The following is a 15662-nucleotide window of genomic DNA, read 5'->3' as shown; positions in this document are numbered from 1 at the left end:
CCATAGAGAAGCAGAGACAAGAGATGAGCCAGCAATTCCAGGGAAAAGTCGCGGCGATTACCGGAGCCGCCTCCGGCATCGGCCTCGAATGCGCAAGAAGTCTTCTGGCGGAGGGCGCTACGGTGGCGCTCGTGGACCGGGCGGAAGAGACCTTGAAGACGCTTTGCGCCGAGCTCGGGCCGAAGGCCATCCCCGTCGTCGTCAACCTGACGGATCCGCAGAGCGTGGCCAACATGATGCCCCAGATCCTGGAAAAGGCCGGGCATCTCGATATCTTCCACGCCAACGCCGGCACCTATGTCGGCGGCGAGATCGTCGATGGTGACCCCGATATCTGGGATCGCATGCTCAACCTCAATATCAATGCGGTCTTCCGTTCGGTGCATGCCGTGCTGCCGCATATGGTGGCGCGCAAGACGGGCGATATCATTCTCACCAGTTCGATCGCCGGTCTGGTGCCTGTTGTCTGGGAGCCGATCTACACGGCTTCCAAGTTTGCGGTGCAGGCATTTACGCATACGGTGCGGCGGCAGGTTGCCAAGCACGGCATCCGCGTCGGCGCGGTGGCGCCGGGGCCGGTGGTGACAGCGCTGATCAGCGATTGGCCGAAGGACAAGCTCGAACAGGAACTGGCGGCGGGTGGCCTCATGGAGCCCAAGGAAGTGGCGGATGCCGTGCTCTTCATGCTAACGCGTCCGAGGAATGTGACGATCCGCGATATCGTCATCCTGCCCCAAAGTAACGATCTCTAGGCAACGATCTCTAGGAATACGGAACGGATCATGAGTGAGCATTTCCTCGGTATCGATGTCGGCACCGGCAGCGCGCGTGCGGGGGTCTTCGACGCGACCGGCCGGATGCTTGCGTCGGCCAAGCACGACATTGCCGTCTGGCGCGAAGCGGGCGATGTGGTCGAGCAGTCGAGCGAGGATATCTGGCGGGCGGTCTGCGATTGCGTGAAACGCGCCGTTGCGGAAGCTGGCGTGGAACCCGCTTCAATCGGCGGGATCGGCTTCGATGCCACATGCTCGCTCGTCGTGCTGGGCGAGGGAGGCAAGCCGCTTTCAGTTTCGCCTTCGGGCGACGCGGATCGCAACATCATCGTCTGGATGGACCATCGCGCGATGGACCAGACCCGCCGGATCAATCAATCCGGCGAAAAGGTGCTGGATTACGTCGGCGGCACGATCTCACCAGAGATGGAAACGCCGAAGCTGCTCTGGTTGGCGGAGAACATGCCCGAGACGTTCGGCAAGGCCTGGCAGTTTCTCGACCTGACTGATTACTTGACTTGGCGCTGCACGGGCAGCCTTGCGCGTTCGGTCTGTACCGTCACCTGCAAATGGACCTATCTCGCTCATGAAGCGCGGTGGGACGAAGGCTATTTCCGGAAGGTTGGCCTTGGCGCGCTGGCCGACGAAAAGTTCGAGCGCATCGGCACGGAAATCGTGCCGGGCGGTACGGCTCTGGCATCCGGTCTCAGCGAACAGGCCGCTGCCGACCTCGGGCTCGTGCCCGGAACAGCAGTCGCAGCCGGCCTGATCGACGCCCATGCGGGCGGCATAGGCACGGTCGGCGCGCGCGGCGATGTCGGCAACGTGCTGACCCGCATGGCCTATGTGTTCGGCACATCGGCTTGCACCATGTCGACGACATCGGAACCGGCTTTTGTGCCCGGTGTATGGGGGCCGTATTATCAGGCGATGGTGCCGGGGCTCTGGCTCAATGAAGGTGGACAATCGGCGGCTGGTGCTGCAATCGACTATCTGGTGCGTATGCATCCAGCGGCCGCAGGCGCCAGCACGATCGCGGATCAGGACAATCTCAGTCTCAGCGCATGGCTTTCGCAGGAAGCCGAGAAGCGCGGCGGCGCCGCGTCCGCGCCGAAGCTTGTGGGCGAGTTGCACGTTGTGCCGGAATTTCTCGGCAATCGCGCGCCTTTCGCCGATCCGGACGCACGCGCGCTCGTCGCCGGCATCGGCATGGAAACCGGGATCGAGAACCTGATCGGGCTTTATGTGGCAGGTGTTTGCGGCCTCGGCTACGGTGCGAAGCAGATCGTTCGTGCGCAACAAAGCAAGGGCATTCCGACCGACACGATCGTCGTCAGCGGCGGGGCAGGGCAGAGCCCGCTTGTCCGCCAGCTGCTGGCCGATACGACAGGCTTGACGGTCGCCGCCTCGACCTCGCCGGAACCGGTGCTGCTGGGTTCCGCCATCCTCGGTGCCGTTGCCGCCGGGCGCTGTAAGGATACGGCTGAAGCCATGTCCTCAATGTCCGAACTCGGTGAAATCTACCGACCGCAGGCGGCGCTTGCCGATTGGCATGAGAGGCGTTTCAGGGCCTTCGAACTGCTTCAGAGCGCCGGCAGGGCCATCCGGGAAACCGGCAGTCAATCCCAATAAATTGTGATGGCGCCGGCGGCGCGGTTTTGCTTTATTGCGCCCCAGAAGGGGCTATCATGTCTAAAGTTCTCCTGGTGGAAGACGACCCGCTCGTCCGGGCGACGATGACCGATGCGTTGGAAGACGCGTCGTATGAAGTCATCGCCGTCGAAGATGCCAGCCAGGCGATGCAGCATCTAGCCTATTTCCCGATCGACGTGCTGCTGGCGGATATCAGGATGCCCGGAACGTTGTCGGGGATCGACCTGTCCCATATCGTCTCGTCGCGTTGGCCGGACGTCATCATCTTCCTGATTTCGGGCCGCAGCGAAACGGAGATGGGCGAGCTTCCGCCGGGCGCCGAATTTTTCCAGAAGCCGTTTTCGCTCGATCATCTGACCGGCCGGCTGCAAGCCAGGCTCGCTGAAAAGGCTCAGTGAGCCGCCGCTTGTGAATGTTCGCGTCCGGCATGGATCGCCGACATGATGGCGCGGCTGGCATTCTCGTAACGCCGGTCGTTTTGATATTCCGAGACGATCGCGAATTCATGCATCACGAGGATGCGGTCGGCCAGCGTCACCATCTCGGGCATGTCGCTCGAGATCAGCAGGATCGACATGCCCTTGTCGGCGAGATCGTTGATCAGTTCATGGAAATAGGCCTTGGCCTTGATGTCGATGCCGACGGTCGGCTCGTCGATGATGAGGATATCGGCATTCGCCGCCAGCCATTTCGAGAGCGAGACCTTCTGCTGGTTGCCGCCCGAGAGATTGCCGACAAGCTGCTCGAGGCTCGGCGTGCGGATTTCGAGTTGCTGCGATAGCGGCGTTGCGGTGGCAGTCTCATCGCGTGCGGTGAGGAAGCCGAACGCTTTAGCGATGCGGCTCCAGACGGTGATGGCGATATTGGAGCGGATCGGGTGTTCGAGGATCACGCCTTCATGCTTGCGATCCTCGCTGACATAACCGATGCGGTGTCGCTTAACGGCATCCTCGACCGACCGGATGCGGGCCGGCTTGCCATCGATGATGACCTCGCCGCCGGTGATCCTATCCTTGCCGAGCAAGGCGCGCGCTAGCTCGGTACGGCCGGCGCCGACCAGGCCGTAGAGGCCAAGGATCTCGCCCCGGCCGAGCCTGAACGATATGTCGCGGTGACCGGCGGCGGTCGATAGTCCACGCACCTCGAGCTTGGCCTCACCGTGGCTGACCCGCGGATCGCGATGGGCGACAATCCTCTCGGCGCGACCGATCATCGCCTCGATCAGCGTCTGGCGCGTCATGCCGGCCATCGGGGCGCCTTCGAGCGTCGTCTCGCCGTCGCGGAGCACGGTCACCCGGTCGCAGAGTGAAAGAACCTCCTCCAGCTTGTGGCTGACGAAGACGATCGCCGTCCCCTCCATCTTGAGTTGCCGGACGAGCTTGAAGAGGGTCTCGGTTTCCGCCGATGTCAGCGATGCCGTGGGCTCGTCGAGCAGCAGCACCTTGGCCTTGTGGCTCAGCGCCTTGGCGATCTCGACCATCTGCATCTGCGCCACCGAGAGGTGCCGGACCTCGATGGCGGGATCGACGTCGAGGCCGATCTTGGCGAGATGTTCGCGCGCCTCTCTATTGGCACGGCCGAAATCGACGAGGCCATTTCTGGTCGGCAGTTGTTCGAGCAGGATGTTCTCGGCGATCGAAAAGCGCGGGATGAGGTTGCGCTCCTGGTGGACGGCGGTGATGCCGAGCCGGATCGCCTCGCGGGGCGACGCGAGCGAAATTTCCTGGCCATCGAGCGTCATCGAGCCGGAATCCTGCTTGTGGATGCCGGTGATGATCTTGATCAGCGTCGATTTGCCGGCGCCGTTTTCGCCCATCAGGGCGTGGATTTCGCCCGCCGCAAGGCTGATCGAGGCGTTGTTCAGCGCGCGGACGCCGGGGAATGACTTGGTGATCTTGTCGAGAAGCATGACCATCAGTCTTCTCCCATCCGGTAGGCGCGGTAGCGGTTGATCCAGACGGCGGTAAGGATCAGCGCGCCGAGCAGGAAGGTCACCCAGTAGGGATCGACCGCGAGCAGAACCATGGCGTTCTGGATCAGGCCGATCAGCATCACGGCAATGACGGTGCCAAGGATCGAGATCGATCCGCCCGCGAGGCTCGCGCCGCCGATGATTGGCGCGGCAAACGAGATGACCAGCCATTCCGCGCCGATGCTGGGTTGGGCCGAGCCAAGCTGGGCGACGGCGAGCACGCCGGCGGCTGCCGCAGTCAGCCCGGAAATAACATGCGCCGTGATGATCGCGCGTGGCACCGAAATGCCGGAGAGCTGCGCCGCATGCGCATTGCCGCCGACCGCCAGCATGTAGCGGCCGGTTTTGACGCGAGAGAAGAACACGGCGAGCAGGACCGTCACGATCAGCGGAACGATGAGCAGATAGGGAAACGGTCCGAGCCGGCCATTGCCGAATGCCACGAATTCCGGCGGCAGATTGTAGAAGGGGATGGCGCGGGTGAGGCCGGTATTGATGCCGGCGAAGGCGGAGGCCGTCGCCAACGTCACGATGAAGCCATTGATGCCGGTACGCACCGTCAGCCAGCCATTGATGAAGCCGGCCGCACCGCCAGCGGCCACGGCGATCAGGATGGCAGGCAGCGGTGGCATGCCCCAGGCATCCATCAGCCCTCCGACGATGATCGCGACCAAGCCGCCGAGCGCACCGACCGAGAGATTCATCTGGCCGACGCCGAGCATGACCATTTGGCTGAACGCCACGAGCAGCGACACGCAGATGCTGCGCAGCATCACGAACCAGTTGAACTCGCTGAGGAATTGCGGCGTGGCGAAAGACAGCGCTATGCCGCCGACGATGACGCCCGCGAGGATGCCCGACCATTGCTGGCGGATGGCGAAGGAAAGGATGCGGTTCATGCGGCCCTCGTCTGTGCGCGGACCGCCAAGGCGGAGCGGTAACGTTCAAGCAGGATTGCGCCGAGCAGGAAGATGCCGAGGAAAAGCTGGAGCCAGAAATTGCCGATCTGCAGCACCAGCAGCCCGCTTCTTATCGTGGAAACCAGCAGCGCGCCGAAAATCGTGCCGACCACGGAGATCAATCCGCCGGCAAGCGATGTGCCGCCGATGACCGGGGCGAGGAACGAGGGCAGCAGCCAGTCATCGCCGGCAGCGCCGGGCAGTGCCGCGCCGTTCTTGGCGGTGAGCATGATGGCGGCTGCGGCGGCGAGAACACCCGAGAGCACGTGGACAAAGACAATGACGCGGTCCACTGGCACGCCGGACATCTCCGCCGCGCGCGGATTGGCGCCAGCGGCGAGAATCTGCCGGCCGAGGACGGAATGCTTGAACAGGACATAGAGCGCGATGCCGATGCCGATTGCGACGATCGCCAGCGTCGGCACGCGGCCCACCGAGGATTTGGCGAATGCGCCGAGCTCGGGCGGCAGGCCATTCAATGGCACGCCCTTGGAGAAGATCAGCATCGCGCCGGTGAACAGGCTCGCCGTCGCAAGCGTCACGACGAAGGAATTGACGCCGGTGCGGGTGATCGCGAAGCCGTTCAGCCATCCCAGCACGCCGCCGAGGCCGAGCGTCAGCAGGATCGCGACGGGAATGGGCAGGCCCCACATCTGCAGGAAATAACCGAGCGTCATGACCGAGCACACGCCGATCGCGCCGACCGAGAGGTTCATGCCACCAGTTGCCAGCACCACCATCTGGGCAAAGCCGACGACGATATCAATGGCAACCGACCGACCGACCGAATTGAGATTGAAACGCGAGAGAAAGCCGGGCGCCAGGCTGGAGAACACGACCCACATGATGAAGAGGATCACGAAGAGCCCGAACTGCGTCGAGCCGCGCATGAGGAGACCCGCGGCCATTCCGGGCCGTCGGGGGGAACTGACTTGATCCGTGGATGTCATGGCGAAAGCAAATCCGGTTTGCGGAGGTCGGCAAATCCAGTTTGCCGCAAAAACCAATGGGCGGAAACCTTGTTTCCGCCCATTGCTAATAGGCGAGAGGGCGGACCTTAGCTGCAGGTCAGATAGGTGTCCTTGAAGGAGCCCTGGATCTTCTTGGTCAGGGCCTTCAGGTCGTCCTTGTAGGTCTCGGCATTGGCCGAGGAGATCAGCAGGGTGCCGGAATCGATGAAGTGCGCCGTTTGCGGGGTCTTCACCCAGGGTGCATCGGCCTTCAGCGTGCAACCGCCGGCGATCAGGTCGAGCGCATAGGCGCCGATATAGCCCTGGCCATAGGGGTTCTGCGCCATGGTGCCCGAGACGAAGCCATCCTTGATGCCATCGAGCACGATCTTGTCGTCGTCGATGCCGATCATCTTGATGCGCTTGTCGCCGAGATTCTTGAGCGCGGTCGCGGTAACGACGGACGAGACATAGCCGGTTGCGATGATGCCGCCGACTTTGTCCTTCGAGGATGCCAGCAATGCGTTGACCTTTTGGTCGCCCGCCTCCTGGCTGTCGGTGTCGCCGATGGTCTGCAGCAACGTGACCGCGCCATTGGTTTCCGCCACGGCCTTCTCGACGGCCTGGACACGGAGCACGGTGTTCGGGTCGATCAGCAGGCCGGCCATGTGCACGACGGCACCCTTGCCGCCCATGGCTTCGATCAGCGCCTTGGTGCCGATATAGGCTGACTGGTAGACGTCGGTCGCCATGCAGAAGTTCATGTCGGTCGGGTCCTGGGCGCAGCCGCCGAGCGCGACGGCCGGGATGTTGTTGGCCTTGAACTCGCCGATCGTCGAGTTGATGCCGACGGCATCACCCGGGAAAATGCCGAATGCATTGGTGCCCTGTGCCGCAAGGCTTTCGAGCAATTCGGTCTGCATTTCGAGCTTCCATTCGGAAGGCACCTTGTATTCGACCGAAGCGATCGAGAAATCCTTCTGGGCGTCGGCGGCAGCCTGTTCCCAGGGGGCGAAATAGGGATGCGGGCCGCCGGGCACGAGAACGATCTTGTTATCGGACGCGGACGCGACGAGCGGAAAAAGGGCGACTGAGCAGGCAAGTGTCGCGGCAGCAAAGCCGCGGGAAAAACGAGTGCGCATGATTTCCTCCTTGTGAGTGCAGCCTGGATTTCCTCCCGCAGGGTGCCTCTGGAGCTATCGGTAACATGAACGAATATCGCATGCAATATTCGTTTATTGACTTTTTTGCCGATCGGGCTTTATTGAAGAGGTTCGGCGGGTATGCCGCCTCGGGAGGACGACGTGGATCAGAATAGTGTCCGGCGACCGGTCGTCGATCGATCCCGACTGCGTCCCGAAATCCGGCGCATGCTTGAGGAGGCCGACCGCCTCGGTGCTAAGCCGGTGGAGGAGCAGACGCCGGTCGAGGCGCGGGCGTCGTCGGAAGTCCGGCTCGGCAATCATTGGGGCGTCAAAGACGCGTTCGAGGCGATCGAGACGTTCACGATCGCTGGCGAAGGCTATGCCCTGCCAGTCCGGCTTTATCTCAATCCCGAAAGCAGCAACACGATCCTCTATTTCCACGGCGGCGGCTGGGTTGTCGGCAGCCTGGAGACGCATGACGGTGCGCTGAGGGCACTTGCGCTTGCCGCGCGGGCGAACATTCTCTCGGTCGAATACCGCAAGGCACCGGAGGCGCCGTTCCCGGCTGGGCTCGACGATGCGGAACGGGCATTGCGATGGCTGCGGAAGAATGGCGAGGCGAGGAGCCTCGACGCGGGACGTGTGATCGCTGCCGGTGATAGCGCGGGCGCCAGCATTGCGTCGGCGCTTGCCATGCGGGCGCGTGACGCCGGCGCACCGCTCTTCGGGCAGGTGCTTGTCTATCCCGCCACCGATCTGGTGAATCCGACCGAAAGCCGCGCGGCGTTTGCGCTCGGCTACTCGCTGAACAAAACGACCCTGGACTGGTTTGCCGCGCAGTATCTGGCGGCTGGCGTCAGTGCCGACCATCCCGAGGTTTCGCCGCTGCTGGCAACCGATCATGCCGGTCTGCCTTCCACATTGCTGATCACCGCCGATCACGATCCTCTGCGGGATGAAGGACGCGCCTATGCAGCGGCACTGATCAAAGCCGGAAATCAGGTCACCTATGAGGAATGGCGCGGCGTGGTGCACGGCTTCATGATCATGGACCGCACCACGCCGGCGGCGCGCCAATTGATCGGCGTGATCGCCAGATGGTGCAATGAACTCTGGAGCCGGCGCTGATGGCGGAAAGCGACGACATCGCCGGAGTGAATGTCGCCACGCTGCGCGACGAGCCGATCTATGCGGCAATCCAGGCGGTGTTGCGCGCGCACATCATCGAAGGTGCGCTGCCGGCCGGCCTTGTGCTCGGCCAGGCGAATGTCGCGCGCGCCTTCAATGTCAGCCGGGTGCCGGCGGGCATCGCGCTCTCGCGCCTGCTGGATGAAGGGTTGGTCGAAACGTTCGAGGGCAGGGGTTTTGTCGTGCCGGGCGCGAAACCGTTCCGGGCCGAGCTTCTCGATGCCGGGCTTTCGGTGCCACCGGAAATCGTCAATTCGAGTATCAGCCGGCGCGACCAGATATATTCCGAGGTCGAGCACGCCGTAGCGGCCTGCCTCGCCTATGGGCGCTTCATGCTCAACGAGACCGCGCTCGCCCAGCATTACGATGTCAGCCGCACGATCGCGCATGAGGTTCTGACCCAACTCGAGCGGCTGGGGATCATCGAGCAGGACAGCAACAATCGCTGGTATGCGGGGCCGCTCTCGGGCGACGAACTCGAACATCATTTCGAGATGCGCTGGATACTCGAACCCCAGGCGCTGCGACACGCCTACCCGCTGTTGAAGGAAGGCGAGATCCGCGACCGTCTCATCCGCATCGAGGCGGCACGCAAGCACACGATCCAGCCGCTCGATCGCGAGCAGTTGGAAGCCGATCTCCACGTCCGCACGCTGGCGCCGTGTCCCAACTCGCTGCTGTTGCATGCCGTGCAGCGCAGCCAGCGCATCCTGATTGCCACCCACTCGGCATTCGCCAGCTACCAGAGCCCGGACGAGATCACGCTGATGTCGTCGGAGCATGTGTCGATCTACAAGGCCTTGCTCGCGAGCGACGTAAGCCTCGCCTGCTCGATCCTCGAAGCGCATTTGCGGCGCTCGCTCGGCCCGAATCTTGAAATCCTCGGCCGGCTCGATGTCCTGCCGGATGCGCTCAGGCTGCCCTATCTCGTTCAGGTCAAATAGAGCGACCGCTTGCAATCCGATCTCAGGCTGGTAAACTGATTGCGATATGCAATCAGTTATGGAGACCGAGATGGCTAGGCTGACTTTCAATATGATGACGTCGCTCGACAATTACATCAACGACGTCAACGGCGATTTCAACTGGGGCCAGATCGATGACGATGTGCACCAGCACGCCAATGATGCGCAGCGACAGATCAGCCTCGATATCTATGGCCGCCGCATGTACGAGATGATGGTCTACTGGGAGACCTATGATGGCGGCGTGCCGGTCGAAGCCGATTTCGCCGATGCCTGGAAGTCGGTCGATAAGCTCATCGTGTCGAAGAGCCTAAAGAGCGTAGCGAGTGCGAGAACCACACTCGTCGCCGATCTCAGCATAGACGGCATGCGCAGGCTGAAGGCCGAGCGGGATGGCGCCATCGCGATCTCGGGACCGACGCTTGCGGCGCGCTATCTCGATGCCGGCCTCGTCGATGAGGTCAGCATCTATTACATCCCCGTCGTGGTCAGCGGCGGCACGCCGATGTTCCAGGTGCGAAACAAGCTCAAGCTGGAACGTATCGAGGAACGATCGTTCAGCAACGGCGTGAATTTCCTGCGCTATCGCGTGCTCAACTAGCCTCGCCCTCACTTTGCATCGTGGAAAATGAGCCCGAGCGTGTGGCGCTTGCCTGAACGCAGCCGGCTGACGCCGTGCCGCAGGTTGACGCGATAATATCCCTTCGAACCGCGCACCGGCCGGTTATGCACGGCAAAGGCCACCGCATCACCCTGCCTCAACGGCACGACTTCGGCGCGACTCTGCATGCGCGGCCGCTGTTCGGTCAGCACGAATTCGCCGCCAGTGAAATCGCGGCCGGGCTCGGAGAGCAGGATCGCCACCTGCAGCGGGAAGGCGAGATCGCCATAGAGATCCTGGTGCAGCGCGTTGAAATCGCCTTCGACATATTGCAGCAGCAGCGGCGTCGGCCGCGTCTGTCCGGCTTTGTGGCAGAGTTCGAGGTAATCGGCGTGATCGGCGGGATATCGGGTGTCGTCGCCCATCCGCTCGTTCCAGGCGTTGGCGGTGGGAACGAGTTGGCCATAGAGCGCGGCGCGCAGGCCGGATAGCAGCGATGGCAGCGGATAGCGGAAGTAACGGTATTCACCGCGACCGAAGCCGTGGCGGGCCATGATGATATGGCTGCGGAAATGGGATTCGTCGGGGTAGAGTGCTGCGATGCCAGCACACTCTTCAGGCGTGAGCAGTTTCGGGATGATGGCGGCGCCATGCAGACCGAACTCGGCATGGAGCGCCGGCCAGTCACAAGCGGCGACACGACTTTCGGCATCGATGCTGGTTGGGTTTTGGAAATGCGTGTTCATCGGTCGATCCTTCCATGCAATTCGAGAGAAGGTATCAGGTTAGCGGGGTCATTCGCGCGAGGCAGCCCGTTTCTTGTATTTCGCTGATATTCTTGCGCCGGCGGCCGGGCTAGGTCATCAGTGGCGGGAGAGGATTCGGGTGGCTGAATGCCTGATAAGGAAATCGCGATCATCGGAGGCGGACCCGCAGGGCTGATGGCGGCGGAGGTGCTGTCGTCCGCCGGGCATGCCGTGACGATCTATGAAGCCATGCCGACGGTTGGCCGCAAGTTCCTGCTGGCCGGAAAGTCGGGTCTCAACATCACCCATGCCGAGGATCTTTCCGCGTTTCGCACCCGGTTCGGCAAGGCATCCGCGATATTGCGGCCGGCGCTCGATGCTTTCACGCCGCAGGACGTGCGACACTGGACGACGGGCCTTGGCACGGAGACCTTTGTCGGCTCATCCAATCGCGTGTTTCCAACCACGATGAAGGCGTCGCCCCTGCTGCGCGCCTGGCTGAAGCGTTTGGAGGCGCAGGGCGTGAAGATACTGACGCGCCATCGGTGGATCGGGTTCGACGGCCAGAGCCTGCTGATTGAGGCGCCCGCCGGCCGGTTTGCCATCACACCCGACGCCGTCCTGCTCGCGCTGGGTGGTGCCAGCTGGCCGAAGCTTGGCTCGGATGCGGCCTGGATTGGCAGGCTGGCGGACAAGGGCGTCCGCATCGCGCCGCTCCGGCCCGCAAACTGCGGCTTCGATGTGCGCTGGAGCGATATCATGCGCGAAGGCTTCGCCGGTGCCCCGCTTAAATCGGTTACCGCCACGTCGGCGGCAGGCACGTTTTCGGGCGAGTTCGTCATCAGCCATCATGGCATCGAAGGCAGCCTGGTCTACGCGCATTCCGCCGCCCTGCGCCACGGATTGGAGAAAGACGGCCACGCCGAACTGGTCGTCGACCTGATGCCGGGAAGACACCTGGAGCGCATTGCCAAGGATCTCGCCCGGCAGGACCGCAAGGCCAGCTTCTCCACTCGGCTCCGCAAGGGTGCCGGCATCGAAGGCGTCAAGCTTGCCCTGATCCGCGAGCTTGTCCCGCCTGCCGATCTCGCCGATCCCGAGCGGCTGGCGCGGCATATCAAAGCGCTGCCCATTCCACTGCTCGGGCCACGTCCGATCGAGGAGGCGATTTCATCTGCCGGCGGCGTCACTTTTGACAGCATCGACGCCAATTACATGCTAGATATGTTGCCGGGCACATTTGTCGCGGGCGAAATGCTCGACTGGGAAGCGCCCACCGGCGGCTATCTCCTGACAGCCTGCCTTGCCACCGGCCGCGCAGCGGCTCGGGGAATTATTGAATGGCTGGAACGCGGTAGGCACCGAGACCGTTGAAGGTCCACACATGCAAAGGGGCTCGCCATGCGGCACTCGCCATACCAGATGTTCTTCGATCTCTCGCGACTCGCCTTCGAATCCAACATGGTGATTGGCCTCAGGATGATGAAACTCGCTGCGGGCGGTCCCAAAGCCATCAGCGAGGCAAGCCTCATGACCTCGGAGAAACTTCAGGCGGCCTCATCGGTGATGATGGACGGCGCATTTGCGCTCGCCTCGGGCAAATCCATGGAATCAGTCGGCAAGAGCACAGTTGCGCATTATCGCAGACAAGTCCGCGCCAACCATCGCCGTCTCAGCAAGTAAAGGCCTGTTACATTCGGAACAGCCAAATCGACCCAGCCATGCAAGAAACCCTCCGACGGCAATCAAGCCAATGGAAGGATTTCAAATGTCACATCTGCTCGTTCTAGCATTCATTGCTGTCCTGGCCTTCGGCACCCAGCCGATGCAGTATGCGGTCCGCAAGATCGCGTCGCGATAAATTCGGGAACACTTCCATTTCCCGATTGTTCTGCTCCTGTCATGAAAATGAAGAGGAGCTTCGTGATGCAATCCAAGAAGGCGCACGAGCAGCAGATGCGCATCATCGAAAAGCGCGTCAACACGGCCAATGCCGGTCCGGATTTCGATATCGAACCCGACCTCAAGCGCTCGGATGGGGCCAAGAGAGCTTTCCAGCAAGGTGAGAACCTCAAGCCTGGTCCCGATGGCCTCGCCGACGACCGTGGTGTGATCCGCGGCGCCAACCAGGAAAGCGCGCATCACAAAGGCTCCGGCAAATCGCACTGAATCTGTTATCATTCGAGAGTGAGAGGAGGATCAGATGTCCCTGACACTCATGAGCCCGGCTTTCGCCGATGGGCAGCAAATCCCGACGAAATATGCACGCGACGGCGAGAACCTTTTTCCACCTGTGAAATGGAGCGGCCCGCCGGAAAATACGAAAAGCTTCGTGCTGATCGTCGAGGATCCGGATGCGCCGCGCGGCACGTTCCGCCATTGCGGCATTTTCAACATTCCCGCGGACTGGGATGGCTTGCCGGAAAGTATCGACACCAAGCCTGGCAGCGGCCCGCGCTTTGCCAAGAACGATTTCGGTGATGCTCGCTACGATGGCCCGCAGCCGCCGAAGGGTCACGGCACACACCATTACCACTTTCGTCTAGCGGCGCTCGATGTTCCGCATCTGGCTGTGCCAGGGTCGGCAGGGGTGGCGCATCTATGGAAAGAGGCGAGGAAACACGCGCTCGCCGAGGCGGAACTGACTGGGACGTTCGAAGTGCACTGACCGTGATTGCCAGGCGATCAGCCAGAACGCGGCACGCCTTTTTCCCGATCGAGATCCTCGTAGGCCTCATCGATTTCGTGCTCCACGCCGGGATTCAAGCTGGGCGGGTCGCCGGGGGTACCGAAATTCGGTCCCTGGTCGATCGCCTTGGCTGCGTTTTCGACCTGATCCTTTTCGAAATGAGACTGGCCGAGATGCGGTTCGATCTGGCCGCGGTGATCCTCGCGAGGCTTGAAATCTTCCATGGTCCGTACTCCGTGAAATATGCCGACAGAACGGACGGATGTTGGAAATGTTCCCGCTGCCAGCAAGAACGGAAATGAAAAGGGCGCCTGAAAAGGCGCCCTTTCAATTTGTCCCGGGATGGAAATCAGAACTTGAAGCCGAGGCCCAGCAAGGCCTTGTGCTGCTGGAAATCGACCTTGGTTCCGCCGATCTTCTCCTCGCCGAAATCGTTGAAGCGATATTCGGCACGGGCGAACATGTTGTCGGTGAACTTGTAGTCCACGCCGGCGCCAAGTGTGTAGCCCTGAAGGACTTTTTCCTTGGAGTTGTTGCCGCCTGGGGGATCTACATAGCCGTTGGCCGCGGTCCAGCCGCCGGTACCGAAGATCAACGCGTTGTCGAACGCGTAACCGACGCGGGCACGGGCGCTGCCGCCCCAATCGGTGCCGGCTTCGACACCATTGTCGAACTTCTTGTTGTTCCAGTCGTAGCCGAAATCGCCTTCGATGCCGAGGACGATATTGTTGTCGAGCTGCCTGTTCCAGCCCGCAAAGCCGCCGAGCGTACCGCCCATGTTGTTGCGGGATGATTCATTGACGCCATCATCCAGTCGGCCTCTCAGCCAGCTGGCGCCGCCATAGGCACCGAGATAAGCGCCGTCCCAGGAGTAAACCTGAGCCTCTTCGACAACCGCTTCCGGTGCTGTCGGGACCTGTTCGACGACGTCCGCAGCCATTGCTACGGTGGCCGAACCCGCCAGCAAGGCAGAAACGAGAATTGTCCTGATCATAGTATGCTCCTTCGACTCTTTACCCACGCGAATTCGAGGTAAACCGCGAAACTCAAACCTTGCCGAGTTCCTTTGGTTCCATTTCATATGGGCAAAAATCGAGGTCATTCCATGGCGGCAAAAAGGTGATGCGGCGACCGGTCGCAGGCCGGTCTGGTGTTCACGAGGGGTCGGCACCCATTACCAGGCCTTCGATATCGTGCTTCTGGGTGACGGGTATGAGCTTGTCGACGACCCGGCAAACCAGGTGCTTCTTCACGCCGTCGGGCAGTGCATCATAGTAATCCTGGGTCACCATCAGGTCGTGCAATTCGGCATGCCCGGCGCCCGGTGCATCGACGCCCAATACCATCACGGGACGAGCGATCGGTGAGAGATGTTCGGTGCCGCGATGGACCGTCAGCGCCGAGCGGCAGGAAATATCGCCCATTTCAGGATGCTTCCTGGCGCCCAGTTCCTGGAATTTTGGCCAGATTGCTTTGTCTGGAAACATCTCATGCTTCCAGTCCCGTCCATCCACATATTGGGTGCCGGGCGCGATCTCGAACGGTCCCATGTCGGGGGTCACATCGACGCCGGTGAGGTTGAAGGCGAGCGAGGTAATGTGGCGATCTCGGTAGGTGTCGGGCGGGGAGGGGAAGTCGCGATGCCACGGCTGATACTTGGCGCCCTGGAACGGCACGTCGAAGCCGATCTCGACGATCTGGTAGTCGGGCCCGAGCGCCGCTTCGCACATTTCCGTGACCCAGGGGTGGGTGACGAGATCGACGAAGCCGGAGAAATCCTGCGGATGGATTTCGACATACCAACGGCGGGGCCCACGGCCCACCGCGCCGCCCGGCCGCTGGATCGCCGACCAGAAGGCCGTCATCATGTCCTCGCGCATCGCCTCGGCCCATGCCTTGGGAAAAGCGCGCTTGAGCCCGACGATGCCATCCTTTTTCAGAGTGCCGAGATCGTTGTCGATGCTGTAGCCGTAGGATGCGGACGTCTGGTCCATGTCGGGGGCCTCCCTTCCCCGGAAGCA

18 protein-coding genes are annotated in these 15662 nt (G+C 62.0%); 10 read left to right on the top strand and 8 right to left on the bottom strand.

All coding sequences use genetic code 11. The annotated features are described in order from the left end of the window. Positions 1-23 precede the first annotated feature (23 nt). From IHQ71_RS19895 to IHQ71_RS19885, 3 genes are read left to right on the top strand one after another with little or no spacing between them, the layout of a single operon-like run. Positions 24-752 (top strand): SDR family oxidoreductase, encoded by a 729-nt coding sequence (locus IHQ71_RS19895; protein ID WP_258158173.1) that lies wholly within the window; start codon positions 24-26, stop codon positions 750-752. A 30-nt stretch (positions 753-782) separates the two neighbouring features. Further along, positions 783-2405 (top strand): FGGY-family carbohydrate kinase, encoded by a 1623-nt coding sequence (locus tag IHQ71_RS19890; RefSeq protein WP_258158172.1) that lies wholly within the window; start codon positions 783-785, stop codon positions 2403-2405. Between the two features lie 56 nt (positions 2406-2461). Further along, positions 2462-2824: a response regulator gene (locus IHQ71_RS19885; protein ID WP_258158171.1), complete on the top strand. Its 363-nt coding sequence runs from the start codon at positions 2462-2464 to the stop codon at positions 2822-2824. Here IHQ71_RS19885 and IHQ71_RS19880 read toward each other — a convergent pair. The 4 genes from IHQ71_RS19880 to IHQ71_RS19865 form a co-directional block, all read right to left on the bottom strand. Beyond that, complete coding sequence (locus IHQ71_RS19880) at positions 2818-4341, bottom strand: sugar ABC transporter ATP-binding protein (protein ID WP_258158170.1); 1524 nt, start codon at positions 4339-4341, stop codon at positions 2818-2820. The two genes, IHQ71_RS19885 and IHQ71_RS19880, sit on opposite strands and share 7 nt — an antisense overlap. After that, positions 4341-5297, bottom strand: coding sequence for an ABC transporter permease (locus IHQ71_RS19875; RefSeq protein ID WP_258158169.1), 957 nt, complete (start codon positions 5295-5297; stop codon positions 4341-4343). The genes IHQ71_RS19880 and IHQ71_RS19875 overlap by 1 nt, the downstream gene beginning before the upstream one ends. After that, positions 5294-6265 (bottom strand): ABC transporter permease, encoded by a 972-nt coding sequence (locus tag IHQ71_RS19870; protein ID WP_258158168.1) that lies wholly within the window; start codon positions 6263-6265, stop codon positions 5294-5296. Before IHQ71_RS19870 ends, IHQ71_RS19875 begins: the two co-directional genes overlap by 4 nt. Positions 6266-6414: 149 nt before the next feature. Beyond that, on the bottom strand, positions 6415-7449 hold the full coding sequence (locus IHQ71_RS19865; protein ID WP_258158167.1) for a sugar ABC transporter substrate-binding protein: 1035 nt from the start codon (positions 7447-7449) through the stop codon (positions 6415-6417). A gap of 162 nt (positions 7450-7611) precedes the next feature. Here IHQ71_RS19865 and IHQ71_RS19860 point away from each other — a divergent pair, with 162 nt between their 5' ends. The 3 genes from IHQ71_RS19860 to IHQ71_RS19850 all read left to right on the top strand — a co-directional run bounded on the left by IHQ71_RS19860 (position 7612) and on the right by IHQ71_RS19850 (position 10206). Then, positions 7612-8580 carry an alpha/beta hydrolase gene (locus IHQ71_RS19860; RefSeq protein WP_258158166.1) on the top strand — a complete coding sequence of 323 codons (969 nt, stop codon included), beginning with the start codon at positions 7612-7614 and terminating at the stop codon, positions 8578-8580. Further along, positions 8580-9584, top strand: coding sequence for a GntR family transcriptional regulator (locus IHQ71_RS19855; RefSeq protein ID WP_258158165.1), 1005 nt, complete (start codon positions 8580-8582; stop codon positions 9582-9584). Before IHQ71_RS19860 ends, IHQ71_RS19855 begins: the two co-directional genes overlap by 1 nt. A gap of 70 nt (positions 9585-9654) precedes the next feature. Then, a complete protein-coding gene (locus tag IHQ71_RS19850; RefSeq protein WP_258158164.1) occupies positions 9655-10206 on the top strand; it encodes a dihydrofolate reductase family protein in 552 nt (183 codons plus the stop codon). Positions 10207-10214: 8 nt separating this feature from the next. On the opposite strand, the gene IHQ71_RS19845 is transcribed toward IHQ71_RS19850, so the two are convergent. After that, entirely contained in the window at positions 10215-10952 is a 738-nt protein-coding gene (locus IHQ71_RS19845) for a 2OG-Fe(II) oxygenase (RefSeq protein WP_258158163.1), read from the bottom strand. 147 nt (positions 10953-11099) lie between these two features. Between IHQ71_RS19845 and IHQ71_RS19840 the strand changes: the two genes are divergently transcribed. The 4 genes from IHQ71_RS19840 to IHQ71_RS19825 all read left to right on the top strand — a co-directional run bounded on the left by IHQ71_RS19840 (position 11100) and on the right by IHQ71_RS19825 (position 13620). Next, the gene (locus tag IHQ71_RS19840) at positions 11100-12326 is read left to right on the top strand and encodes a TIGR03862 family flavoprotein (RefSeq protein WP_258158162.1); all 1227 of its coding nucleotides are present in this window, start codon (positions 11100-11102) and stop codon (positions 12324-12326) included. A gap of 27 nt (positions 12327-12353) precedes the next feature. Then, positions 12354-12635 (top strand): hypothetical protein, encoded by a 282-nt coding sequence (locus IHQ71_RS19835; RefSeq protein WP_258158161.1) that lies wholly within the window; start codon positions 12354-12356, stop codon positions 12633-12635. 243 nt (positions 12636-12878) lie between these two features. Further along, positions 12879-13121, top strand: a complete 243-nt coding sequence (locus IHQ71_RS19830) for a hypothetical protein (RefSeq protein WP_258158160.1) — start codon at positions 12879-12881, stop codon at positions 13119-13121. Between the two features lie 34 nt (positions 13122-13155). Then, complete coding sequence (locus IHQ71_RS19825; protein WP_258158159.1) at positions 13156-13620, top strand: YbhB/YbcL family Raf kinase inhibitor-like protein; 465 nt, start codon at positions 13156-13158, stop codon at positions 13618-13620. A gap of 17 nt (positions 13621-13637) precedes the next feature. Here IHQ71_RS19825 and IHQ71_RS19820 read toward each other — a convergent pair whose 3' ends face one another. The 3 genes from IHQ71_RS19820 to IHQ71_RS19810 form a co-directional block, all read right to left on the bottom strand. Next, complete coding sequence (locus IHQ71_RS19820; RefSeq protein ID WP_258158158.1) at positions 13638-13865, bottom strand: hypothetical protein; 228 nt, start codon at positions 13863-13865, stop codon at positions 13638-13640. Positions 13866-13990: 125 nt separating this feature from the next. Continuing rightward, the gene (locus tag IHQ71_RS19815) at positions 13991-14635 is read right to left on the bottom strand and encodes an outer membrane protein (RefSeq protein ID WP_374989887.1); all 645 of its coding nucleotides are present in this window, start codon (positions 14633-14635) and stop codon (positions 13991-13993) included. A gap of 160 nt (positions 14636-14795) precedes the next feature. Next, on the bottom strand, positions 14796-15635 hold the full coding sequence (locus IHQ71_RS19810) for a phytanoyl-CoA dioxygenase family protein (protein WP_258158157.1): 840 nt from the start codon (positions 15633-15635) through the stop codon (positions 14796-14798). Positions 15636-15662 lie beyond the last annotated feature (27 nt).

This window comes from Rhizobium sp. TH2 (genome assembly GCF_024707525.1).
In the GTDB taxonomy this organism is placed as follows: domain Bacteria; phylum Pseudomonadota; class Alphaproteobacteria; order Rhizobiales; family Rhizobiaceae; genus Rhizobium_E.
Note: the sequence above shows the minus strand (reverse complement) of the source record. Positions and strands in the feature narration are given on the sequence as shown.